26 protein-coding genes are annotated in these 25,467 nt (G+C 37.9%); 4 read left to right on the forward strand and 22 right to left on the reverse strand.

All coding sequences use genetic code 11. The annotated features are described in order from the left end of the window. Nucleotides 1-229: 229 nt before the first annotated feature. The 8 genes from MOK21_RS03695 to gpr all read right to left on the reverse strand — a co-directional run bounded on the left by MOK21_RS03695 (nt 230) and on the right by gpr (nt 10,638). Nucleotides 230-988 (reverse strand): hypothetical protein, encoded by a 759-nt coding sequence (locus MOK21_RS03695; RefSeq protein ID WP_249072633.1) that lies wholly within the window; start codon nt 986-988, stop codon nt 230-232. 461 nt (nt 989-1,449) lie between these two features. Continuing rightward, nucleotides 1,450-3,276 (reverse strand): translation elongation factor 4, encoded by a 1,827-nt coding sequence (gene lepA / locus MOK21_RS03700; protein ID WP_249072634.1) that lies wholly within the window; start codon nt 3,274-3,276, stop codon nt 1,450-1,452. A gap of 307 nt (nt 3,277-3,583) precedes the next feature. After that, complete coding sequence (locus MOK21_RS03705; RefSeq protein WP_249072635.1) at nt 3,584-3,922, reverse strand: hypothetical protein; 339 nt, start codon at nt 3,920-3,922, stop codon at nt 3,584-3,586. Nucleotides 3,923-4,187: 265 nt separating this feature from the next. Beyond that, on the reverse strand, nt 4,188-4,457 hold the full coding sequence (locus MOK21_RS03710; protein ID WP_249072636.1) for an FmdB family zinc ribbon protein: 270 nt from the start codon (nt 4,455-4,457) through the stop codon (nt 4,188-4,190). 20 nt (nt 4,458-4,477) lie between these two features. Next, nucleotides 4,478-5,656 carry a formamidase gene (gene fmdA, locus MOK21_RS03715; protein WP_249072637.1) on the reverse strand — a complete coding sequence of 393 codons (1,179 nt, stop codon included), beginning with the start codon at nt 5,654-5,656 and terminating at the stop codon, nt 4,478-4,480. 330 nt (nt 5,657-5,986) lie between these two features. Then, nucleotides 5,987-7,879, reverse strand: coding sequence for an acyltransferase family protein (locus MOK21_RS03720; RefSeq protein WP_249072638.1), 1,893 nt, complete (start codon nt 7,877-7,879; stop codon nt 5,987-5,989). An 808-nt stretch (nt 7,880-8,687) separates the two neighbouring features. Further along, nucleotides 8,688-9,569, reverse strand: coding sequence for a stage II sporulation protein P (spoIIP, locus tag MOK21_RS03725; protein ID WP_249072639.1), 882 nt, complete (start codon nt 9,567-9,569; stop codon nt 8,688-8,690). Between the two features lie 52 nt (nt 9,570-9,621). Further along, entirely contained in the window at nt 9,622-10,638 is a 1,017-nt protein-coding gene (gene gpr / locus MOK21_RS03730) for a GPR endopeptidase (protein ID WP_249072640.1), read from the reverse strand. A 162-nt stretch (nt 10,639-10,800) separates the two neighbouring features. Here gpr and rpsT point away from each other — a divergent pair, with 162 nt between their 5' ends. Next, nucleotides 10,801-11,049: a 30S ribosomal protein S20 gene (gene rpsT / locus MOK21_RS03735; protein ID WP_079562884.1), complete on the forward strand. Its 249-nt coding sequence runs from the start codon at nt 10,801-10,803 to the stop codon at nt 11,047-11,049. Nucleotides 11,050-11,213: 164 nt separating this feature from the next. On the opposite strand, the gene holA is transcribed toward rpsT, so the two are convergent. Next, the gene (holA, locus tag MOK21_RS03740) at nt 11,214-12,224 is read right to left on the reverse strand and encodes a DNA polymerase III subunit delta (protein WP_249072641.1); all 1,011 of its coding nucleotides are present in this window, start codon (nt 12,222-12,224) and stop codon (nt 11,214-11,216) included. Between the two features lie 164 nt (nt 12,225-12,388). On the opposite strand from holA, the gene MOK21_RS03745 reads away from it, so the two are divergent. Then, entirely contained in the window at nt 12,389-12,526 is a 138-nt protein-coding gene (locus tag MOK21_RS03745) for a YqzM family protein (protein WP_249072642.1), read from the forward strand. A 32-nt stretch (nt 12,527-12,558) separates the two neighbouring features. Here MOK21_RS03745 and MOK21_RS03750 read toward each other — a convergent pair whose 3' ends face one another. The 13 genes from MOK21_RS03750 to MOK21_RS03810 form a co-directional block, all read right to left on the reverse strand. Next, the gene (locus MOK21_RS03750) at nt 12,559-14,739 is read right to left on the reverse strand and encodes a DNA internalization-related competence protein ComEC/Rec2 (RefSeq protein WP_249072643.1); all 2,181 of its coding nucleotides are present in this window, start codon (nt 14,737-14,739) and stop codon (nt 12,559-12,561) included. Between the two features lie 107 nt (nt 14,740-14,846). Beyond that, on the reverse strand, nt 14,847-15,416 hold the full coding sequence (locus tag MOK21_RS03755) for a ComE operon protein 2 (RefSeq protein ID WP_249072644.1): 570 nt from the start codon (nt 15,414-15,416) through the stop codon (nt 14,847-14,849). A 116-nt stretch (nt 15,417-15,532) separates the two neighbouring features. Beyond that, on the reverse strand, nt 15,533-16,180 hold the full coding sequence (locus tag MOK21_RS03760; protein WP_249072645.1) for a helix-hairpin-helix domain-containing protein: 648 nt from the start codon (nt 16,178-16,180) through the stop codon (nt 15,533-15,535). Between the two features lie 433 nt (nt 16,181-16,613). After that, the gene (locus MOK21_RS03765; protein WP_249072646.1) at nt 16,614-17,789 is read right to left on the reverse strand and encodes a DUF4085 family protein; all 1,176 of its coding nucleotides are present in this window, start codon (nt 17,787-17,789) and stop codon (nt 16,614-16,616) included. Nucleotides 17,790-17,892: 103 nt separating this feature from the next. Next, entirely contained in the window at nt 17,893-18,633 is a 741-nt protein-coding gene (locus tag MOK21_RS03770) for a class I SAM-dependent DNA methyltransferase (RefSeq protein ID WP_249072647.1), read from the reverse strand. A gap of 2 nt (nt 18,634-18,635) precedes the next feature. Continuing rightward, the gene (gene rsfS, locus MOK21_RS03775; RefSeq protein WP_249072648.1) at nt 18,636-18,980 is read right to left on the reverse strand and encodes a ribosome silencing factor; all 345 of its coding nucleotides are present in this window, start codon (nt 18,978-18,980) and stop codon (nt 18,636-18,638) included. Continuing rightward, a complete protein-coding gene (gene yqeK, locus MOK21_RS03780) occupies nt 18,977-19,549 on the reverse strand; it encodes a bis(5'-nucleosyl)-tetraphosphatase (symmetrical) YqeK (RefSeq protein ID WP_249072649.1) in 573 nt (190 codons plus the stop codon). The genes rsfS and yqeK overlap by 4 nt, the downstream gene beginning before the upstream one ends. After that, nucleotides 19,518-20,108 (reverse strand): nicotinate-nucleotide adenylyltransferase, encoded by a 591-nt coding sequence (locus MOK21_RS03785; protein WP_249072650.1) that lies wholly within the window; start codon nt 20,106-20,108, stop codon nt 19,518-19,520. Before MOK21_RS03785 ends, yqeK begins: the two co-directional genes overlap by 32 nt. 9 nt (nt 20,109-20,117) lie before the next feature. After that, nucleotides 20,118-20,420 (reverse strand): ribosome assembly RNA-binding protein YhbY, encoded by a 303-nt coding sequence (gene yhbY / locus MOK21_RS03790; protein ID WP_249072651.1) that lies wholly within the window; start codon nt 20,418-20,420, stop codon nt 20,118-20,120. A 5-nt stretch (nt 20,421-20,425) separates the two neighbouring features. After that, nucleotides 20,426-21,256, reverse strand: coding sequence for a shikimate dehydrogenase (aroE, locus tag MOK21_RS03795; RefSeq protein ID WP_249072652.1), 831 nt, complete (start codon nt 21,254-21,256; stop codon nt 20,426-20,428). A gap of 30 nt (nt 21,257-21,286) precedes the next feature. Beyond that, nucleotides 21,287-22,390, reverse strand: a complete 1,104-nt coding sequence (gene yqeH / locus MOK21_RS03800) for a ribosome biogenesis GTPase YqeH (protein ID WP_249072653.1) — start codon at nt 22,388-22,390, stop codon at nt 21,287-21,289. Then, nucleotides 22,387-22,908, reverse strand: coding sequence for a YqeG family HAD IIIA-type phosphatase (locus tag MOK21_RS03805; protein WP_053484739.1), 522 nt, complete (start codon nt 22,906-22,908; stop codon nt 22,387-22,389). Before MOK21_RS03805 ends, yqeH begins: the two co-directional genes overlap by 4 nt. Nucleotides 22,909-22,944: 36 nt before the next feature. Continuing rightward, a complete protein-coding gene (locus MOK21_RS03810; protein ID WP_249072654.1) occupies nt 22,945-23,727 on the reverse strand; it encodes a phosphatidylserine decarboxylase in 783 nt (260 codons plus the stop codon). 136 nt (nt 23,728-23,863) lie between these two features. Between MOK21_RS03810 and pssA the strand changes: the two genes are divergently transcribed. Together pssA and sigK are read left to right on the forward strand one after the other, a co-directional pair. Beyond that, nucleotides 23,864-24,364 (forward strand): CDP-diacylglycerol--serine O-phosphatidyltransferase, encoded by a 501-nt coding sequence (gene pssA / locus MOK21_RS03815; RefSeq protein ID WP_249073027.1) that lies wholly within the window; start codon nt 23,864-23,866, stop codon nt 24,362-24,364. Between the two features lie 87 nt (nt 24,365-24,451). Continuing rightward, nucleotides 24,452-25,159 (forward strand): RNA polymerase sporulation sigma factor SigK, encoded by a 708-nt coding sequence (gene sigK / locus MOK21_RS03820; RefSeq protein WP_053484741.1) that lies wholly within the window; start codon nt 24,452-24,454, stop codon nt 25,157-25,159. Nucleotides 25,160-25,467 lie beyond the last annotated feature (308 nt).

The raw sequence follows: 25,467 nt of genomic DNA on the forward strand, positions 1-25,467 counted from the left end.
TGTTTATCGGCTTTTTTTATTTAATTTTATTCATGGATATTATGCTTGTAACGGGCTTTATTTTCTGCAAATGGTGGGGGAAAATTAGACCCCAACAGGTACTGGTCTTTTTATATTTTATTTAGCTAAGCCTAAGGCATCGATAAACATCCGAACCGCATGTCAACCAACCATATAAAATAGCCCCCTTATCAAATAAATAAGAGGGCATAATATAATTTCTAATCTATTACTTATTTTTAACAAGCTTTAGTGAATTCACTGGTAGCCAAGTATATTCTATGTCGTGTCCTTTTAAGCCATTATGCACTTGCAGATAACCATTAGTTTCGGTACCCATGGAAAAAACAATGGTTCCCTTTTTCACAATTTTTTCAGTTTTTGATTCTTTTAATGGATATGGTTTCCCAGCAGCATCATTTATTAACTCATAACGTACATCGCTTTCTCTCAATATTGTTTCAGCGATCTTAAGATCTGTACCAGAATAATAATAACAAGGATCATAAGTACCATCATTAATGCTATCGCAATGAGCTAACATTTGTTCAGTTTTTCTTTCCACGAAAGAAATATACCAGCTGTCTTTTTTTCTGAAGTTCCATCCGTAATCTTCAGTAGTACTATCGCGATTAATAAAAATATAAGTTGGATTGTTATAGAAAGATGAACGAATTTTTATTGGTACTTCTTTGAAAACTACCAAATCCGTTGCTTGCACGCGGTATTCCCCCATCTGGTAAAATATTTTGCCATCATATTTTTCGATATCATACGTTCTAAAGAATTTATTTCGCTTAACCATTAACGAATCAAATGTGCCATTTGGATTTTTCTTGTACACCTTGATATCTTTTTTAAAGGTCATTTTCCCTGTTTGCCCTTTTACAACTTCTGCTCCATCATACATCACTTTTGCTTCTGATTTCGTTGGATTTACTACCACAAATACAAATGCTGCTAGCAACACAATCAATAATTTTTTCATTATTTCCCCCTAAAGTTTTATTTTGAAAACAAAATATCTTAGTATTATTTTCCGACAATCTATATTCTACCATTGACTGTATAATAATGTAAGCGCAATTTACCTTAACATTGGTGCTTAGTCTTTCATTATTCCGCACTCTCTTAGCCCAGGTACTCACTTTCAATTGAGCGCCTGGTCATCTGACAAAACACCTTGATTGGACTATCAATATACTTCGACAGTAAATGCTTATAAACGATCGATTTAAGACATTTTAACGGAAACACAAAAAAGCCCAGGACTCAAATTAATTGAGTTCCTAGGCTCTGTTTTTATTTACGCTGTGCAATGATAAGTTTCAAAACTTCAAAATCACCTTAGCTAACGTATTATTTAAGGTGGGTAATTGGTGGAGAGCCCCACCATTTAACCCTTTTATCAATTATCTAAATACGTTATAAACTCTTACCATTACTACGTTACTTCGAATCATCCATCTTCAGAACAGCCATGAACGCCTCTTGTGGAACTTCGACTGAACCTACTTGTTTCATACGTTTTTTACCTTCTTTTTGTTTATCAAGAAGTTTTCGTTTACGAGAAATATCCCCACCGTAACATTTCGCTAATACGTTTTTACGCATAGCTTTAATAGTTGAGCGTGCCACAATTTTTTGACCAACTGCCGCTTGAATTGGCACTTCAAATTGTTGACGTGGGATTAATTCTTTTAATTTTTCAACGATGACTTTACCTCGTTCGTAAGCAAAATCACGGTGCACGATAAAGCTTAGTGCATCGACTTGCTCACCATTTAATAAGATATCCATCTTCACTAGTTTTGAAGTCTGATAACCAATGAGTTCATAGTCAAATGAAGCATAGCCCTTCGTATTTGACTTTAAATAATCAAAGAAATCATAAACGATTTCTGATAACGGCATTTCATAAACAATGCTGACACGCGTTGTATCGATATAATCCATCGTCATGAAATTACCACGTTTTAATTGACAAAGCTCCATAACCGCTCCAACATAATCGTTTGGTACCATAATTGTAGCTTTTACATATGGTTCTTCCACTCGATCAATTTTTTGAGGATCCGGCATAAATGACGGATTGTCAACTTTAACCGTAGATCCATCTGTCATTTGAACATTGTAAATTACAGATGGTGCTGTTGTAATTAAATCGATGTTAAATTCGCGCTCGATACGCTCTTGAATAATTTCCATATGTAGTAGCCCTAAGAAGCCACAACGGAAACCGAAGCCAAGTGCTTGTGATGTCTCTGGTTCATATTGTAATGCAGAGTCATTGAGCTCTAGTTTTTCTAACGCTTCACGTAAGTCATTATATTTTGCTGTATCGATTGGGTATAGACCACAGTATACCATTGGATTTAAACGGCGATAACCTGCTAATGGCTCAGCTGCAGGGCGGTTAGCAAATGTAACTGTATCCCCCACACGAGTATCACCTACATTTTTAATGGATGCTGTTAAATAGCCTACGTCACCTACTGTTAGTTCAGTCTGAGGTACAACTTTTGGTGTGTGTATCCCTACTTCGATAACTTCAAATTCTGCGCCAGTAGCCATCATTCGGATTTTATCGCCAGGTTTTACAGTACCATTCATGATTCGAATGGAAATAATAACGCCTTTATAAGCATCATAAATAGAGTCAAAAATAAGGGCTTGTAATGGTGCATCTGGATCACCAGTTGGTGCAGGTACTTTTTCTACAATTTGCTCTAAAATCTCTTCAATTCCGATGCCAGCCTTAGCAGAAGCTAGTACCGCTTCAGATGCATCTAACCCAATTACGTCTTCTACTTCTTGACGTACGCGTTCTGGATCTGCTGCTGGTAAATCGATTTTATTGATCACTGGTAAAATTTCTAGGTCATTATCAAGCGCTAAATAGACATTTGCTAATGTTTGCGCTTCGATACCTTGCGCCGCGTCCACAACTAAAATTGCGCCTTCACATGCAGCTAAACTACGTGATACTTCGTATGTGAAATCGACGTGTCCAGGTGTGTCGATTAAATGGAATGTATACACTTCGCCATCTTTCGCCTCATATTTTAATTGGACTGCATTTAACTTAATCGTAATGCCTCGCTCACGCTCTAAATCCATTGAGTCAAGGAGCTGTGCTTTCATTTCACGAGATGTTAATGATTTCGTTTGCTCTAAAATACGGTCAGCAAGCGTTGATTTCCCGTGGTCAATATGTGCAATAATAGAGAAATTTCGTATATTCTCTTGTCTTTTCAAACGTGCTTCTCGGTTCATCTTTTCCACTCCTAATTAAACTATAATGAATTATACTATGAAAGATATGCAAAGTACAACAACAACTAGACTCGAAAGCCCATTACATCAATACTTATAAGTGTTTTATGTGGTTTTTAGATTTTGCAAGATAAGGTATATAAATGCATGGATTTGGGGCTTAATGGGTTAATAGAACATGGCGAGCGTGTGCACAGAAATGTGTGAGTTAGAAAGATTGAGGCTAACCGCTTCAATCTTTTTATTGATCCATTATAAAAAAAGCACTGCTTGGCACAGTGCATTACTAGGTACATTAGATAACCCTTCATAGATAATTGTGGAAGGTAACTTTATTTTCTAAATAACTACAGTTAGAACAAAGGTAATCTTTATTGATAAATATAGCACTGTACATATTTGTCCAAGGAATATGTTCAGAACATCTTTCGCATTTATCTACATATTTGTCACGTAAAATACCATTCTCTAAAAAGACATGCCATTGTTTATCCGATAGACTTTCAGAGCCATTTTTTATGAGAAGCAATGCTATTTCTAACGCTTCACCATCGTCAAATCTATTCTCGCTTATTAGTTCTTTCAAAAATATATTAAATTTAGATGGCTCTCTTAATATTCTTTGTTTAAGCTGTTCACTCTGCATAAAACCTCTCCTTTTCCCATCTACTATAATTCGACAAAAGGGAATGATTTCCTTCTAAATCAGACAATATATAATGTCCAGGCCAGCTGTTAAACCGCTTGACGCTTTGATAATGCACTTCAAGACGACAAAAAAAGCTGATTGGCCATTTTACAACGGGCAATCAGCTTTTTGTTGTTTAGAGATGATAAAAATATGTTGAATTGAACTACTCGCCACTTAGCTAACGTGAAGTGGGAGTCTTCTGTCGAAGCAAAAGATATGCTTATCCGAATTGCCACGGACGATTTGCGCTCGTCTTTTTTCTTGGCCTATTGGCCCCTAATTGTTCTCGACTCATAATTTGCGGTTCCATTCCCTTTTCAATTTGCGAACTAAGTGCTCTTGAAAGTGAATACACATTCGGTGCAAAATAGACCCGATTTGACTCTAATTGGCAAATAGGACAAGTTGATTTGTCTTTATTCCCTGCCATTGATTTAAAAAATAACGTAAAATCTCCACAATCATTGCAACGAAATGTGTAACTAGGCAAGTATAAACCTCCTTATCCTATCATTTTGGCATAATATTTTTATCGAATATTTTTGTAGGGATTGCAATGGTACAACAAGCATTTGGAACATCGACTATGCCATTGATACGACTTTCAACTGGTGCTGTACTTAGCAGCATATAGGCTTGTTCACCTGTATAACCCAGCGTTTTTAAATACTCAATAGCATTCAAGCATGCCCGACGAAACGCAAGAGTAGCATCTAAATAATGTTGTTTCCCATCCTTATTATCTACTGAGATCCCTTGGAAAACGAGGAAATCATTATAATTTGGATCAACTGGGCCCGGTTGGAATACAGGATTTTCGTAAATTTTATAGGTTTCCATGCCACCTTTAATGACATCCACTTTTAGATCAATCCATCCTGCCATCTCGATACCACCACAAAATGTGATTTCTCCATCCCCTTGTGAAAAATGAAGATCTCCTACCGATAACTTCGCTCCCTCCACAAATACTGGGAAGAAGATTTTCGTCCCTTTAGATAGATTTTTAATATCACAGTTCCCGCCATTTTCTCTTGGTGGTACAGTTCGAGCTCCTTCCTTAGCTACTCGATCAAACTCAGCACCTTTTAATGTACCGAGCACTGCCCTCTCCGGAGTCGGTGCATTGGCCAACGTTGGAACCCGGTCTGGGTTGGTATTGATGAGTTCTTTTTCTCGTTCATTCCACTTTTGCAAAAGTTCCATAGAGGGAGCAACGCCTATTAAGCCTGGATGGATAATCCCGGCAAACTTCACACCAGGTACATGTCTCGAAGTCGTATAAATGCCTTCAAAATCCCAGATTGATTTAGCTGCTTCTGGAAATTCGTCAACTAAGAAACTTCCCCCATTTTCCTTAGCGAAAATGCCGTTAAAGCCCCACGCTGAATCTTGAAAAGTACCAATATCTAAAATATCTACGACAAGTAAATCTCCTGGTTCAACGCCGTTCACATAGACCGGTCCACTCAACACATGAACACGTGCAAGATTCACATCTCGAACATCATTTGGACTATCATCATTTTTAATTTGTCCATCTGTCCAGTCTTTACATTCCATTCTAAAAGAAGTGCCTGGATCTACTGAAAATGCTGCTGGTATGTCTGGATGCCACCGATTGTGACCAGGATGCGCCTGTTCTTCCATTGATTTGCTTAAATCTAGCTTGTACAGAGTTTTCACCATTTGATTTACTCCCTCCAATTTCTATGTAAGCGATGTATGCGCTTTCATATTATCAAAGATAAATAGTTATGTCAAACTATTCCGAACATTCCATCTTTTGATTGAGCAACCAAAACTAGAATGAATTGAGGGCAGTCAAATGTATTATTTCTTATTTAAAAACCTCACACAATTAGTATTCTCCTTAACTCCTCTGGACCGCCCGAACATTCTGATTATTCACTAGAAAAAATGAAAGAACGTGCCATCATTTCCTCTGCAAAATGCTTGAGATTTCCCTACAAAAAATATCCAGCTACACCTATGTGCATGCTGGATATTTCATTCCAATTATCTATTTATTGATTGTTGGATAAGGCTTGTTAACGTATTAACACCTTTTTGTACTAAATGGACACCATCCGGAGCAAAAAACTCTGGATGATTAATTGCAGCCGAATGCCAATCAATCAATGTAATATTATCATGCTCTTGGGCTTTTTGTTGTAATGAGTAATTCACTTTACCTTCCCAAGAACGCGGTACCCGAGTATTCACTAAGTAAATATCGGCATTAGAAAAAGCTTCTAGCAATGTATCAATCTGGTCATTCGTAAAGAAACCATTTGTGCCAAGTTGAATAATAACTGCTTTATTTGGCTGATTAAAACTAGCGTAATTTGGTGCTAGTTTGACAGCCTCCGAAACTTGGCGGCCAATTTTTGCATCAATTGTAATCGCAGGATAAATATTGTGTAAGCTTGTGGCAATATCTATCATTAAAGAATCTCCTATGGCTAATATTCCAGTATAAGATTCATTTTTAGTATTAGAAGTTGTTTCATTTTCTCCCTGCATTGGTTCTTCTGTGTCCGATTGAGGTCTAGTTTTACCTTCTTCATTCTGAACATTCGATGAATCGCTTTTTGTGGCTTCTTTTTCCGCTACGGAATCATGTTTAGCAGCTTCCGCACCATTTATTTTAATTTCTGTTGGCTTAGATTCTTTTGATGCCGTTTGTTCTTCTCCTACAACGCCTGTCATGCCAGTAAAAAACACTAATAGGAATAGCGGAACAAGCACTGTAGTAGTTTTTCTAGTAAACGAAAGGCTGCGCCATTTATTTTTATTAAACACAAGATATTGTCGATAATAGGCGCGGAATCCTTCCTTACGTATTGGCATTTCGATAAAACGATATGAAATCTCCGCGATAATCAAAATAAGCACTAGTTGTAAAGCAACTCGCCAGTACGCAGGATTACCTATTTCGTGGACTGGCGTACCCAACACCATAATCGGATAATGCCATAGATAAATCCCATACGATCTTGAACCAATCCAACGTAGGGGCTTCAAAGAGAGTACTTTTCCTAAAATGCTAATTGGATGACAAACACACGCTATTAATATAGCTGCATTTAAACAAAATAGGAACATGCCTCCTCTATATAAGAAAGTTTGATATTCGTCTACAACAACAATACTTAAAAGGAAAATACTAAAAGCAAACAAACTTATAACATTTAGTTTTTTGACATGGTCCGTAGATAGTTTTTGTGAAGATAGTCTTTTCATCGGCCAAACGAGCGCTAACCAGCAGCCTATCAGTAATTCAAATGAACGCGTATCTGTCCCATAATATACACGACTTGGATCCGCTCCAGGCTCATACATTATGCCCATTAACACAGCAGAGCATAATGCGCCGATAAAGATAAAAATGGCTAATTTACTCTGTTTTTTAACAAGGTAAAGCCCTAGCATTAACAGAATTGGCCAGATTAGATAAAATTGTTCCTCAATAGCTAAAGACCATAAATTTTTTATTGGTGATGGGGATCCAAAACTATCAAAATAAGAGAGTTTATGAAAAATGAACCACCAATTACTTGAATAAAAAATAGAGGATATTGCATCTCCGCGCAATGTATTAAGAAGTTCCTTATGAAATAAGGTAGCCCAAGCGAATGAAGTAATAATCATTACGTACGCAGCAGGTAGTAGACGTCGAAATCGCCCAATCCAAAATTCTCTTAAACCTACTGTCAACTGATTTCCTTTTAAAGGTAAAACAGTTGAGGTTATTAAATAACCCGATAAAACAAAAAAGATATCCACTCCTAAGAACCCACCACTGGCCCATTTGAAGTTAAAATGATAAGCTATCACAGCTAATACTGCTAAAGCTCGTATCCCATCTAGCCCAGGGATATAACGATGATTGACCGCCTTGCCTGACATAATATTACTTCCTCTTCTTCAGATAATAATCCACAAACCTTTTCGACATTTTCTATAGTGTAAAGTTCAGTATAAAGTTAAAAAATCGTCCCCTTTATCTAATGATTCGGTGCATTCACTTATATAAATGACGAATGAGTATATATAAAAGTTTACATAAAATAATATCTTTTAACATTTTTTCATAGCAGGTGTGTTGATTAACCATTTTTAACATTCGAATTCATTCGAGTCTGATTTCTGCTTAAAGGGCTACTCTTTCCCGAGGGAGTCGAGTTACCCGAGGCCAGATATCAGTTAAAATGGAATTATATTAGCGAAATGGAGGAAAAATCCGTATTCTTTCCTATTCAAAACGCCCGTTATCATCTTAACTACTCATATGTATGTTTATCCTTTTCAAATAAAGGTTAATATTTTCTATATTTTACCCATTAAAAAAACATCTCCAAAATGGTAGATGCTCTAAAAGCGTAAACCGCCTATTGCATATGCCGCAAAAAACTTTCACAACTCATAGTCAAATCTTTATGTGCTGACTCGAAAATTATAAGACAAGAAATGAATAATTTAAAGGCTTACAAACTATTTTTTCTAAAATAATTCCTGGTATTTTTGGCTAATAATGATTTCCGTCGCTTTCCCAGGAACTTTGGGCAAACAAATGGTTTTTGTGTGAAAGCGCAGTGCAACGAGGTTGCTCCACGAAGGCTCTCCCCCGAGACGTGATATTGCCGCTAATATGCTTCATTCAACAAAAAAATTGGCAAAAAGAAGACTATAAAAGTCTAGCTTTTCGCCAATTATACTATTCTTGTTTTCCAGTTATGAAGGATTTTGCAATAGCTTTTCCTATTACTGCTATTGTACGATTCAATTCTGCTTCTGTATTGTCGATTCCACCTATTTCAATTAAGATCATTTCTTTTGTTAAATCTTGATTATAACGTCCATCCACATTGTCACCACTTTTTGATATAACTCCTCTGGAAATTTTCGGTACAATTTCATTCATAGACGCTGATAGACTTTCTGCGTAAGCAGTATTCCATCTATAATTTTTATGCTCTGCGCCAATGACAATCGCAATCCGTGCATACGATTCATTATTATGAGTTAACGTTGTCGCAGCTTTTTTGGCAGAATCTCGATGAAAATCAATCACTAAATCGTAGGATTGCTCTTGTAAACGTTTTGCTAAATAAGGACGTACAAAGTTGTATGAATCCGCGAAATTTTTCCCCTTAAGTTTTAGTTCCTTCATAACATCAACACCTAAAATATCCGTTTGTATACCATTCATGCTAAAATGCTTTGAAATAGTATCTTTTAAATTATAAATATTTGTTTTTTCATCATAAAATGCCGCTTTCCCGCTAACAGCTTTCACCATTGGTTGATATGATTCCTGTGAATGCGTAAATAACAACAATACTTTAAATGGATCTTTTGTTTGCTCTTTAGGTTCTTCAGGTTGCTCTTTAGTTTCTTCAGGTTCCTCTTTAGTTTCCTCTTTTGTCTTTTCCAGGGCACTTTGATTAGTAGCGGCATACACGACTTGTTTATCCTCTGGATCTTTAATCGGAGTCGATGCTTGCTTGTTGAACGGAAGTTGCCCAGCAATGACAGGTAATACGAAAAAGAACAATAATAAACCAAATGACCACTGTAGTTTTTTTAGCAAAGTCACACCCTCCTCCCCTTATCGTATGGAGGGGATGTGTCTTTTAGAACGAAAAAAATTATAGATTATTTGCCCATTTCATAAGCATAGATGACACGAGTTTTGCATATTTATCTACCCAATAATCGGCTTCCTTTGGCGTGACCATTAGCTGTGTATGTGAGCCTGCAAAAGTCTCTGCAAATAATTGCTGACGCTCTTCTTTAGACCATGTAGCCCATTCACCAAAAATCGGCTGTACTAAAGACATATCTAGTTCTTTATTGATATCTGGTTGCCAAGACGACAATGATAATTTTGATGAAGGTTTACTCCGTTCTGCCACACGTGCAGCTATAGAGCGTAGCATTATCTCTACTGCATCCGCAATTAACACAGGTGCATCAACTACTGTTGGGATACCAATCGCCGTAACAGGGATGCCTAGCATCTCATATGAAATTTCCTTACGCTGATTTCCTACGCCTGAACCAGGGTGTATTCCTGTATCCGTTAATTGAATTGTTTTACATAAACGATCACTAGCTCTTGTTGCAAGTGCGTCTACAACCACTATTAATTTTGGCTTAAGACGCTCTGCCACCGCCGCTACAAATTCACCAGTTTCATATCCTGTTTGCCCCGTTACACCAGGCGCATACATGACGAATTTTTCATCAATTACATCTAAACTATGCAAATGATCAATAAGATAAGGTCCTACAGCATCGGGTGTAATTGTACGATTCCCTAAACCAATTATTAAAATTTTGTCATCTTCTTTCCATGACATGGATTCATGCATTTTTTTAAAATTCACAAGCAATTCTTTCTCAAGTTGCTCAAATCCATCCTGATCTTCTAGCGTCAACGTAGGCACAGAAAGAGTAATATACTGCCCTTTCTTCTTTCCAATTTGTTTCTCACCTTCTGCATTAACGAGTACATCAGTAATTTTTACCCGACCAGCACTCTGATCTTCAATTTGGATACCACTCGACTCTTTAAGCGTATCTTTTTGTTCTTTCGTTTGATGTAAAACAACTTCTTCAGACTCATCAATCAAATCCGTACGTTGCCAATTAAAATTTTGCATACAGTTCACCTCAACTGTAGTTTGTTCAAACTGTCAAGTAAATATTCTTTGCATTTATCTATTGCAATTTGTCCAAGCGTTTGTTAAAATGATTTTTGTTGTATTGACACAAGAAATCAATGAGAAGATATCATCTCGTACCTATTTTAGGAGGTGAAACATATGCCAAACATTAAATCTGCGATTAAACGCGTAAAAGTTAACGAAAAAGCTAACGCTGCTAACACTAAAGCTAAATCTGCAATGCGTACTACAGTGAAAAAAGCTGAAAACGCTGTTGCTGCTAAAGCTGAAAACACTCAAGAACTTTTACAAGCAGCTTACAAATCTTTAGATAAAGCAGCTTCAAAAGGACTTATCCACAAAAACGCGGCGGCTCGTAAAAAGTCTCGCCTTGCTAAAAAAGCGTAATTGTTATAAAAGATCAGTTTACTCTATTAGGAGTAGCTGATCTTTTTAATTTATAGAAAAAATTCTTCGCTTTCACACAGACAATTATGTATTTACAATAAAGAGCTGCCCATTTTGCTTCGGACAGCTCTTAAATTGTCTCTACCTGAACAATCATTATACTTTTAAAGCTGACGCAGTAAAAAGAGCTCTAAATAACGCTCACGATTGCCCCCTGTTGATTTCAGTTGTAAATCGACCTCCGCTAATTGATATAAAGCCTTTAATAAGCTTTCCTCTGAGGGACGATTACGCTGTTCAACCATTAGCTTGACACGATAAGGATGTATTTTTAAATTTTTTGCAATTTGCTGTGGATGATAGCCCTTTTTCAATAAATAAAATACATTGGACATCGTTCGTACATTTGATGCAAGCAATCCAACAAGCATGATAGGCTCTTGCTTTTGACGTAGTAAATCGTGATAAATAGACAATGCCCCTACAGAATCGTTTGCAAAATAAGCATTTAACATTTTAAAGGCATCCTGCTCTAACGTTTTAGCTACTAAATCCTCGACCAACGTAGTAGTTATTTCACCGCCATTCCCTACATAAAGAGTTAGCTTCTCAATTTCCATTTGCAACTGTAGCATATTCGGTCCAACCATAGCGACAAGCTGCTCTATTGCATGTTGTGTGATACTATTACCCTCTGCTTTGACTATACTTTGTATCCACACGGCTAAGTCCTGCTCCTTTGGTGTTTCAGCTTGGACTAAAAACGCATGCTCCTTCATCATCTTTGTCACTTTTTTACGTTCATCTAATTTCTCATAAGGTGCGATAAAAACAGTTACTGAAAAATCAGAAGGGTTAGCAAGCCATGCTTCCAAGCGTTTTATATCATGGTCAATTTTTTCCTTCCCTTTTTCTGTTGCCTTTAGAAAAGATGCGTTTTTGGCAATGATTAGCTTTCGCTCAGAGAAAAAAGGAATGGTGTCTGCTTCATCCATCACAACATCCACCGGCATTTCTTCCAAATCAAATGTTGACATTTCTATCTCTTCTTCGGGTCCTATCGCTTCTTTTAACCGTTTAACAGTTTCATCTATAAAATAGCTTTCTTCACCAACAAGTAAATAAACTGGTGCGAGCTCTCCTTTTTTGATATTATTCCAAACCGTTGAAATCATAATTTTCCCTCCATCTAGCAATACTACTAGTATACATGATTTGAATTCCTTTGTGACTTTGACCAAATTGTGTCGATTCTTTGCCACATGGTAAATTCTCCTTTTCGATATAGCTTTTATGAAACTGATGTCTTATAATAAATAACAGAATTGGAGGGATAACAATGAATCCATTTGAAGGAAAAAACATTCAATGTAGCCGTAACGACGCAACCGATTCTGGCGTTGGCTTCGGTGTATCATTTGGAATGTTTACGCTTATGTTTCTTATCGCAATTATAGTAGAAGTAGCATCTAAATAATTTAATGTAATGTTCGAGGAAAAAGACCGTGCTCATTGGACAAGGTCTTTTTCCTTTTGCACAGACCAACTATCTCCACGAATTTTCACTTCAATCGTCCCAACTATTCCAGTTGTTAAAGTCCATAAATTTCGACTTGTAAAACGCTCCACAATCTCTTCATGCGGATGATGGTAGCGATTATTGAGCCCAGCGCTGAAAATGGTTAATTCAGGCCGTAAGAGCTCTACAAATGGCTCACTACTTGATGTTTTACTGCCATGGTGTCCAGCCTTCAACAATGTTATATCCGCTAATTGCTTGTTGTAAAGATCAATAAGCTCCTGTTCGCCATGTGCTTCTAAGTCACCCGTTAACAATGCACGAAATGACTCCTGTTGTATATATAAAACAATTGAATCATTATTGCCCTCATAAAGGGTGTCACGGGGCCATAAATATTGAAAACTAGTCTTCCCTAAGCGCCACGCTGTTCCTTGCATTTTTTCTTTCACGGGAACTTTTTTCTTTTTGGCTTCCATTAGTAAATCCCGCATCACAGGCTTATCCATTGAACCAGGAGTGAGGTGAATTTCATGCATGTTAATCTCTTGTAAAATCTCCTCAGCTCCCTCCACATGATCGGCATCCGCATGTGTGGCGATAAAAACATCAATATCTCGTATCCCTTTTCCTTTCAAAAACGGTACAACAACCTGTCTCCCAACCTCATATGGGCTATCTGAAGCCTTCCATACTTCCTGCCCAAAACGTAATACGCCACCCGAATCAACAACATACACAGCCCTTCTAAACGGTAATTCAATAACTGTACAATCACCCTGACCTACATTTAAAAATGTAAGCTTAGTTTCGTTAAACAGCATCGGCGATAAATGAATACACAATGCAGGGAGGAAGACGACAACTAAAAATTTACCATAATGTTTTATCTCGATAAAATAAAAACCTACTAACACACTAATCAATGCCACGCAAATAAGCCAGATAGCAGGCTTCCCTGGTGACCACAGCTGAAACGGTATTTCCTGCAGATATAATATAAACTTTGTAAGCCAGACACGGCACGGCTCGTATATATCAAACAAAGCTTTTGCTACCGGCATCGATATAATCGTTAGAACAAACAAGGCTATATTTAAAGGCAAAATAACAAAGGAAAACAGTGGTACAAAAATAATATTTGCTAAAAATGAAGAAATAGAAATTTCATAAAAATGATGAAGTAATAATGGATAGACGAGTAACTGGCACACAAACGTAATCAAAAATGAACGGATCAGCCAATTTGAGGATAGTGTTAAAATGACGCCTGAATAAACAAGACTTACCGTTGCTAAATATGATAATTGAAAGCCAATCTGAAAAATAACACCTGGTTCAAGTAGAACAAAGCAAATAAAGCTAATTGCTAGAGCATCATCAATCGATATTTGCCACTTAGCGTAACGCATCAACATGATTAATTCTACGACAGATACTGCGCGCCAAACGGAAGGAGCACCACCAGCTATGACCCCGTATATAGGTAAAATGATGAGTAACACTAAGGTCGCCATTTCCTTCCGCACACCTATACGAAGAAGACCTTCAAAAAACAACCAAGAGACTAATGCCACATGTAGACCAGAGATAGCAAATAGATGCGTAATCCCAAGCTTTTGATAGGCTCTTTGAAGCTCGTGATCGACTTGATCCTGTGATCCTATTAAAAGTGCTTGTGCCTCTGCAACTAGTGTCTCTGGGAAAGTTGTTTCAATATGTTTTTTCATATAGTGTCTCTGTTTTGCAAGAAACGAACCAATAGATTTTTTCTCTTCTTTAAAGGTCAAGCTAGATACTTCAAATATTCCATTAGCACCTTTACTTATTAAATATTCTTCCATGGAAAATGCATACGCATGTGCAGGTGGAAGAGGTGCTATAAGTTCTCCATGAACTAGATAAACCCTACCCGTCAATGAAGTATTTTCATAAAAGCTTTTCTCTTCTTCTGATGAGAATGTATAGACGACATACAACTTCTCACCTGTTTCCGTTTTGACAAAGCCTCTAAGCTTTTGACCATTTATTTTATATTCATTCGACCAAGTTATTTGGAATGTTGACGGTAGAGGGGGAGATTCCGTCAAATGAAATGTAACGATGAAGAAATAGGAAAGACATCCAACGACGATCACAAACGCTGAAATGACACGCGTTTCACCTTTCAATTTAAGCAATAACGCGAAAAGTAGAAGAAAAACGAGTAGCCAAGCTGACTTGTATGCCGCTATTGCAGCAACAAGTACAGCTAATGCTACGTAAATCCATTTATGTGTTAAAGCTTTTTGCCAAATAATGCACTCACCTTCTGTTCATATGGGAGCAATTTCTCTGCAGGCATACCACTCTCACGAAGCTCATTTAGCATGTCTATGTACAAGGCTAATTTTTCATCGCTTAAGAAGTCGATTTTTCGTTCATCAAACGGGACATGTACAACCTCTACACCTGCTTTTTCAAATAACTCTTGTGCATAAGGGTTATTTTTATAATCCGTAGCGTAATACACTCGTTCAATCCCTGCTTGAATAATAGATTTCGTACATGGTAAACATGGGAAATGTGTCACATATAAGTCTGCACCTTTTGTAGGCGTCCCATATTTAGCACATTGTAACAGTGCATTCATCTCAGCATGCACTGTGCGCACACAATGGTTATCAACAACATAACAACCATTTTCAATACAATGTTCATCTCCTGTAATTGAGCCATTATAGCCACCTGCAATAATTCGCTTATCTCTAACGACAGTTGCTCCTACTGCAAGTCTTGTACATGTACTACGTAATGCGAGTAAATGGCTTTGCGCCATGAAAAATTGATCCCAAGTAATTCGCTCCATATGACTACCTCCAAAGTATTATAGTATTAAGCTGTTCGTTTATTGCAACAGTCTTTTTATTCTATAGTGTAGCCCTTTTTGAAAAGAGTCGTCAATATCTCAAAACATACATGCTATTATTTAACTGAAATAAAATCCTTCAGCTTCTCAAACGTTTTTTCGCCAATACCACTCACTTTTTTTAAATCCTCAATTGTTTTAAAGCCACCATTCTCCTCACGATAAGCAATAATGCTTTGAGCCTTAGACGGACCGATACCTGATAATGTTGAAAGTGTTGCTTCATCCGCTTTATTTAAATTGACCTTTTGATCATTCCTACCGTTGTCACCTTGCGAAGTTCCACTAGTAGGCATCGTCATGAGATTAGAGGTAATTTCGTCTAACTTTTCACCCTTTATAGGAATGTAAATAACCATCTCATCTTCGACTTTTTGCGCGTGATTTATGAGTTGCGTATCAGCATCTTGAGTATAGCCACCAGCAAGCTGTACGGCGTCTATAATCCTCTTATCAGACTGAAGCTCGTAAACACCAGGATGTATAACAGCACCCTTAATATCAATAAATACCGACTGTATGACCGCTTCATCAACAGATTCTTTTATTTCATGTTGTTCAATAGGTTGGATTGTTTCGATGAGCTCTTCTTGGGGAGGTGAAGAGTCAGAACTCGAAAAAAAGAAGTAACTAAGTCCACTGATAACAAGTATGCCGGGGATCAACATACTTTTTTTGTACTTTTGCCAAAAAGATTGGATCATCTATAACATCCCTTCCTTTGCAAAAGGTAATCATATGGAGTCTATTTCATCTTACAATATCCTTCAGGTGTTGAAAAGATAAATTATTTTTTGAAAGCGTTGACGAATCGAAGTGAATTAGTTGATTGGAGTGGAGGCTGGGCGACTCCTTGGGGATTAGCGTAAGAGGAACGAAGGCTAAGAACATCACATCCTGTGATAACGCCTTCGTGACCAACATCGTGTTGGCCCGAGACCCTGGAGCGAGCAACGCGAGTGAAGCGGCTCATCGGACGCCCCCAGGAAAGCGCCCAGCCGGAACGGAAATCAACTGCACGTTATGGTGATGAGCTTTAATATGAGATAATTAGCAATGGCTAAGGACCACCTTTATAGTGATTCAATCCCATTTTGGTGCAAAGAAGCTCTTTAAAACAATACTTTCTAAAAGGTGTTAGTCTTCTAATAGATCCTTAAATTTAGTTTGAAGCTTAGTCGTTAAAATTCCCTCATTGTTAAAATGCCGAATAAACACACGTTGCATCATCTCATCCTCTTGAGCTGGGTTCATCTGCATTAAAATATCATTAATTTTCTCTGCGAGCTGTACAGGATTGGCATACATCGTATTCCATGCGCGAACCTTTAACTCTACATCTGTACCGAGTGCCGCTTCCTCCAAGTCCTGAATGGGTACTGGCTCACTAAAATGTGCATATGGGTCTTCATATGTATCTGTATGTAAAAAATGAATACAATCATCTAACTTGTCTGCCACACGTATTGTATCTACAAAAACGCCTTGATCATTTTCATATAGATAGCTATTTTCTAACATTAAAAACGGTGCATGTTGCTGAATCCCGATTACTCGTTTTTTTAATTGAGGTGTGATAAAGGTTAAGCCATTCTCTAACTGCAAGGTTTGAACGTACGCAGAAAAATTACCGTTTTCAGCAAAATCACTGTATGTTTTTGGACGATAATAAAAGTCCGCGTCCAACTCCTCTGCTTCAATCGTCCACTCCACCTCTGGACAATCAAAAATAACACGTAATGACATTCCATTAGCTGTTTTTCTGAGCTCGTCATAAATATAAAACTGCTCTGGTTCTATTTGACCTATCTCACTTATAATATTATTAAACTTTAGAGAAATGATTGATTTTGCAGTAAAGCCTCCTGTCATATCAAATGTTAATTCCACCTGAGTAGCAGTACGGTGAATACTAACTATCGTTGCATCATGAAGACTCTCCTCAAAGACCTCTCTCTCCTTCGGTTCCATATAAGCTAACGTTTTCTGTTTCTCCGTAAATGCTGCTTCGAGAATGTGTTCAAATAACTGCACCTGTTCATCTCTCCATCCTAAAAAATCGACCCGTACATGGTTAGGAACATCCGGTGTATTCAACCTACCATCTAAAACATATGTATGAAATCGCGGTGGTAAAAAGCTCATCAAATGATCGTGTAATTCATCTAATTCCTGTTTTTTTTCCTTATATAGATCAATATCATTTTCCTTTGCATAGGCACGGTATTGCGCCCATTCCTCATCAGACTCGTAAATAAATAGTTTCATCGCATTTTCATATGCTCTTTTCTCTTGCAATGTTAAGTGCCACATAATTTCAGCTCCTTTTGATTGGATTATAAAAATGTCCTATACTCAATAATACTACGCAAAGTAAAAAACAGCTCGCTGGTTGGTTTACCAGCAAGCTGTTTTTCTATTTTACCGCACGGAAAAAAATGCGTTCACTTTCATATTCAGGGCCATCATCTGTAAAATCTACTGTTACTTCTACATGTTGAAAGCCAATTGCCTGAAGCCACGCCATATATTGCTCAATAGAGAATGTACGTTGGTGATGCTCCTCGTCGAAGCGTTCATACAGATTACTTTCAGCATCACGCACATAAAACGTCATTTGGTGGACAACGGAATGTTCAAAATCGCCAGGCTCCGTATGCCATACATAGCTAATATCACCATCGTCATACGTAAACGGTCCGTCTAAAAATATATCATTCATTTTAAATAACGAATGCACATCAAAAAACAGCTGGCCTCCATTTCGTAAAGCACCATAAATACGTTCTAATGTTGAATAAACTGCCTTTTCTTCAACTACATAATTCAGCGAATCAATAGCAATTGTTACAACGTCAAGCGCCTCAAAGCCCTCTAATTCATCCATCGACATACAATAGAGAGGCACGTGTAATCCGGCATCAGCAAAGCGCTCTGCGGCAATTGAAAGCATATCTTCAGATAGGTCAATTCCACTCACCTTATAACCTGCCTGCGCAAACAGCTGACCAAGCATACCTGTACCACAGCCGATGTCTAAAAGTTTCGGGAATTGCCCGCTTGGTGCATGCTGCAAAACCCATTCCACATAAAGATTATAAGGGATATCGGTTTGCAGCTCATCATACACGTGTGCAAATCGTTCGTAACTACTCACACTTAAGCCTCAGGCATGTCTAGTTGCGGTGCATCGCCCCATAGACGCTCTAAGTTATAATAAGCGCGTTCATCTTTATGGAATACATGCGCTACAACATCTCCAAGATCAACAAGAACCCAGCGTGCTGCATCAAAACCTTCTACACGGCGAATTTCATAGCCCTCTTTCACTGCTATTTCTTGTAATTCACGGGCAATTGCTTGCACTTGGCGATCAGAATTACCATGGGCAATAATAAAGTAATCTGCTAAAAGTGAAATGCCTTGCATATTTAAAACGACAATATCCTCACCATGTTTGTCGTCAATTGCTTTGTAAGCTGATTGTAATAAAGTTGAAGTCATCCTTCACTGTCCTCTCTTTTCATCATATCGTTATAACATTCTATTGATAATGGATAAATTGGTTGCTTTGTGTCAATTAAAAATGCCAATGTATGGCGCACACAAGCACTCATCGCTTTATCTAAATTTTTCTTTGCTTTTTTTCGCAGACGCTCAACACCATCAAATTTACGATTTGGTTCAATCATATCTGCAACAAAAATTATTTTTTCTAGTTGGCTCATACCCACGCGTCCTGTTGTATGAAATCGAATAGCATTTAACATATCCTCATCTGTAATGCCAAATTCGCTCTCTGCAATATAAGCACCTACTGGACCATGCAGTAATTCACTACCCCAGCCAATAAGGCGAGCATCTAATTTTTCATCACGGACAATTTGCTCCATCCATTCGATCTCTGCATATTTCGCAATATCGTGAAGAATGGCTGCTGTCTCAGCCTTTTTTTCATCTTCACCATAAAAATTTGCTAGCTCAATGGCCGTTTCCATTACACCAATGGTATGAATATAGCGCTTCTCAGGCATACGTGGCTTAATCGCCGCTAAGTACTGTTCGCGTTCCATATAAACCTTCCTCTCGTATGAACGTCTCTACCGCTTCTGGCAGTAAAAAAGTAACCGTTCCTCCAGTGGCAAGGCGTTCACGAATCAGTGTGGACGATAAATCGATTTGGGGAGCTTCCACCATTAATATAGGATACTCTGTTGTGGCCTCTGTTCCTGGACGCTTTACTCCTACAAATTGCACAAGCTTCACTAATTCATCAATACAGTACCATGTATGAAGCGAATCAATCATATCGCCACCAATGATAAAGTAAAATTTCACATCAGGCTCTCTTATACACAATGCAGAAAGTGTCTTATATGAATAGGATACGCCACCCTTATCCACCTCATACGACTCCACAGAAAAATACGGAAATGGACTTATTGCACGCTTTACCATTTCAAGGCGCTCCACATCGCTAGCATCATGGCGTGCAAACTTATGTGGTGGCAACGCATTTGGCATAAAGCGAACCTCATCAAGATCTAATACGTGCAGTACTTCATTAGCCATCATTAAATGTCCATTATGTGGTGGATTAAATGTCCCTCCCAGTAAACCGACCTTTTTCATCGTTTCACCTTATTTCGCTACTTTTGGTAATACAATCTTTTTATGATTGCGTGACTCTTTATATAAAACAACTGTCAGTCCAATTAATTGCACAAGCTCTGCATGAGCACCTTTAGCAAGTGCTTCTGCCACTTCATGCTTGTCCTCCTCACAGTTATCTAAAATACGTACCTTGATCAACTCTCGTACTTCTAATGCTTCACGAATTTGCTTTGTCATTTCGTCATTAACGCCGCCTTTTCCTACTTGGAAAATCGGTGATAAGTGATGTGCTTCTGCACGTAAAAAACGTTTTTGTTTACCTGTTAACATAAAAATTAATATCCTCCTAATTGCGCCTTTAAATGCGCAATCGCTGAATTTGTATTTGGGTATTCACCAAGCCAATGCTCAAAAGCAATTGCCCCTTGATGAACGAACATTCCAAGACCCGTAACGACGGTTGCTCCTTTTTCCTCAGCCGCTTTTAAAAAAGGCGTCATTAATGGATTATACACAATATCGGCCACAATTGCGCCTTCTGCAAGTCGTTCTAGTGAAAATGGCATTGAAAAATTGCCCGTAGCAAGTCCAGCCGATGTCATTTGCACTAAAATGCCAAAATTAGCTAACGATTTCTCAGCGTCTGCTAAAGAAATAGCATTACCTATACCCATTTCATCGACAATTGCTTGGGCGTTTGCTACCGTGCGGTTTGCAATGGTTAAGTTTGTATAACCTTGCTGTTGCATAGCAAAAGCAATACCACGAGCAGCACCGCCTGCACCAATTAAAAGAACTGGCTTGTCTTTATGCGACATACCAACCGCTTCCTCTAGCGAGCGCACAAAACCAACGCCGTCTGTATTATATCCCTTTAATTTTCCTTCTTTTGTTCGGACAACCGTGTTTACAGCCCCCATTTTTTCGGCTAACTCATCTAGCTCATCTAAATAAGGAATGATTGCTGTTTTATGTGGGATTGTAATGTTCCAGCCACTTGCACCTAATGTTTTCAAGCCAGCAACCGCTGACTCCAAATTTTCAGAAGATACATGCACGGGAATATATGCCGCATCTATCGACTGTTCCTCGAACCAAGTATTGTGCATTGCTGGGGATTTTGAATGCTCAATCGGATCACCAATAACTGCAAACCATTTCTTCATTTTCTAGTCCCTCTTCTCTACTTGTACATCCTAAATAAGTGATGGGCGAATTGAAACTTGTACACCCTTTGGCGCATAAGCCGCTACAACGACATTAGCATGCTGCACAGTAATCCATCCAAGACCAGAGAATACAACATCTGTTTTCGCTTCTTTGATTGAGAACTCATGACGCACTAATGGCGGTAGCTGTTCTATAAATTCGGCAGTTGGTGGTGCAAGCAATTCACCCTTATGCTCTGCATACAATGTATCTGCCTTCTCAAGCTTTGTACGGTGTATTGGTAAGTCATTTGCTACGTGAACCGTAAATGCCGAACGGTCTCCTTGAATAAAGTCAAAACGGGCAAGAGCGCCGATAAATAACGTTTGTCCTGCATTTTGTTGATACACTTTTGGCTTTATTTCTTTTTTAGGCATAATATATTTTAATTCGCTAGAATCAATATGATGTGCCATCTGATGGTGATTAATAATACCAGGTGTATCATATAATGCACTACCATCATCTAATGGAATTTCAATCATATCTAAAGTGGTACCCGGGAAATGAGAAGTTGTAATAATCTCACCTTCACCAGTTGCCTGCTTGATAATGCGATTTATGAACGTGGATTTCCCAACATTTGTACAACCTACAACGTAAACATTTTGTCCATTACGGTACTCATCAATGGCTTCCATTGCTTCAGCCATACCTTTACCTTTATGAGCACTCACTAAAAGTACATCTACAGGTTGTAGACCAAGAGCCTTTGCTTCACGTTTTAGCCAATTAATCACTTTTTTCGGTTTCACAGATTTCGGTAATAAATCAGCTTTGTTCGCGATCAATAACACAGGATTATTCCCTACAAAGCGGTGAAGTCCTGGTAACCAGCTCCCATTGAAGTCGAATATATCAACAATTTTTACGATTAAGCCTTGCTGTGTTCCAAGACCGTTTAATATGCGTAAAAAGTCGTCATCTGTTAATGACACAGGTTGAATTTCATTATAATTTTTCAAACGGAAGCAACGTTGGCAAATGACCACGTCTTTTTCTAATGATGATGTGGGTGCATACCCAACTGCTGTTTTATCTTCTGTTTGAATTGTTGTACCACAGCCAATACAATTTGGCATTTCGTTCATTCTTTTTCCTCCCAAGTAGTAATTCCTTTTCGTTTCAAATTATTGAACACACGTCGTTCAATAAATCGATTAAATTTTGTTACGAGCCCATCTGATTGCGCAACTGGTTTTACTAGTACCGTATGCAAGCCTAAGCGATTTGCACCCATTACATCTGTTAGTAATTGGTCTCCTACCATTACGACTTCCTGTGGTCGTAGCCCTAATTGAATAATGGCACTATAAAAGGCATTACGAAGTGGTTTTCTCGCCTTATGAATATAAGGAATACCTAATGGCTCAGCAAACTGCTTTACACGTGCTTCTTTGTTATTCGACGCAATAATAACACGAATGCCTGATTCTTTCATAATGCGAAGCCAAATAATAAGCTCTTCCGTTGCATCTGCACGGTCCCATTCCACAAGCGTATTATCTAAATCCGTAATAATCCCTTTAATCCCTAAATCCTGAAGCTTTTCCGGTGTAATTTCATAAATACTCGTGACAAATTCATCTGGTAATAAAAAATTATACAAAATAGCGACCCCTAATCTAAACGTATTATTCGACCATTATAGCATATTTGCGAAGGCTTCACCCATTCGAATTGGGCTTCCTTGGACAACATTTTCCGTAAATTTTATTGCATCCTTTTCAAACAGCATTACTACTGTTGAGCCAAATGAAAAATATCCGACTTCTTCACCCTTACGCCACTGCGTAGTTGTATTAGTGAGCACGATAGAGTTAACAAAGGTAGCACCCACTTTAATAAACGCTATCTGTTGATTATTAGCCACTTTCAGCTCCGTTACTGAACGATAATTGTGTGAAATAGGTTTTTTACCGTATGTAAGACCGAGCTGGTTAACAGGATAAGATTTTTGACCAAGCGTATATTGTCTTAGCACTTCCCCATCAATCGGACTGTGTATACGGTGATAATCTGCTGGACTCAAGTAAAACACGATGAAATGTCCATCTGTATATTGTAAAGCACGTTCTGTATGACCAAGTAAATCTTGTAAAGCATACGGTTTCCCCTTTACATGAAATGTCATGTCCCATTCAATACGTCCAAATGATTCCACTTTGGCATCCACTGGACTTACAAATGTAGTAGGATTTTGTTCAATTGGACGCGCATCTTCTAAAAGCTCTCGTGTAAAAAAATCATGTAAACTTGAAAATTGTTTTTGTTGTTTTGAAACCTCTTCAAGATTAATGTCGTATACTTTCATGTAGCTAGGAATAATTCGTTTACTCCACTTCGCTTTTGCAATAGATTGCAAAAGATGAGAGGATTGCTTACCATTTGTTAATTCAATCAAGCGTTGATATAATTTTTCTTTCATAAAACAAAACCCCTATCGATTAATTTAGACTGTCAATTTTTTTACTTTAGAAGTATAATGGTACAATATCTTAAGTGCAAAGGAGTGATCCCCCTTGTTTTTTTATCACAAGTTGGTGGATACCACGGTTAAGAAAATGAAATCGCAAGCAGCAAACTTTATCACAATCAGTAATATGTCCTTCGGCGGCGCAGCCATAATGGCTACACTACACGAATATTATAGCTACAGTGTCTTGTTTATCTTTATTGCAGCCCTTCTTGATCGATATGATGGAAAGGTCGCTAGAGCACTCGGACAAGTGTCTGATCTAGGTAAACAATTAGATTCTATGAGTGATATTATATCATTTGGTGTGGCGCCTGCATTATTAATGTATAAAGTTGTCTTAGTCGACTTTGGTTTCGTCGGCATGTCGATGACTGTACTATATATTATTTGCGGTGCGATGAGACTGGCTCGCTTCAATATTACTGATGCAAACGGCTATTTTACAGGGTTACCAATTACAGCGGCAGGTACGATCTTAACTTTAACGTATTTTGCATCGAATACGTTCCAGCCCGCATTTTATCTTTTCCTATTCCCTATACTAGCATTACTAATGATTAGTACAATCACGTTAAAAAAAGTGTAACAGCGCATTAGCTGTTGCACTTTTTTTCATTTAACACAGTTTCATAACATATACTGTCGAAAAATGGGGAAAGGATGAAATCATTCAATGAGCGGAATTTTTACATCTATGTTGCAGTTATGGCTTGAAATCCCAGCGTTACTTGGCTATTTAAAGGGGCAAACATTCCATAAACCCTTTTCAAAAGAAGAGGAAGCTGCTTGTATTGAACGATTTTTAGGCGGTGATGAACAAGCGCGTCTTGATCTAATTGAACGCAATATGAGACTCGTTGCACACGTTGTGAAAAAATTCCACCCAAAACATGAACAACTTGATGATTATATCTCCATCGGTACTATTGGTCTTATGAAAGCCGTAGAAAGTTATACGCCTGACAAAAAAACCCGCCTTGCCACTTATGCCGCCCGTTGTATCGAAAATGAAATTTTAATGCATCTGCGTACACAGAAAAAAGTGCAAAAAGATGTCAGCTTATTTGAACCAATTGGTACAGATAAAGATGGTAATGCCCTACAAATCCGAGATCTCTTACAATGCGATGAAGAAAGTGCCACAGAAAAACTTGAACATAAAGAACATGTTGCACAACTATATCATTATTTGCATATGCTTGACGAACGCGAACTTGAAATCGTTACACTTCGCTATGGCCTAAACCAGCAGGATGCCCTTACACAAAAAGAAATCGCTGCACGTTTAAATATTTCTCGTAGTTATGTATCTCGCATTGAAAAGCGAGCACTTATAAAACTCTATCAATTATATAAACGAGATCAAAAAATTATTGAGTAATATATTGTAAAATGATAACTTTAAAATTTCAATAATTCCATTTCATTATTCTGTCTTGAACCTTGTATTTTTTGGCTCATCATCATAACGTGTGATTAATTTCCAGCTAGAGACGTTTCGAATGGAGCTCCTTAGAAAGCACGCGAAACGTAAAAAAGATCTCTTGCGATGGAATGTCGCAAGAGATCTTTTCTCTTAATGAAATTCTGCTGATTCTGATAGTTCAACTGAAATAAGTGTACCGAGTACCATCGTTATAATAACCACACCTGCTGTTAAAAATAGCATCATGAATGCCTCCCATCTAT

The sequence above is a fragment of the Lysinibacillus sp. BPa_S21 genome (assembly GCF_023337795.1).
Classification (GTDB): domain Bacteria; phylum Bacillota; class Bacilli; order Bacillales_A; family Planococcaceae; genus Lysinibacillus.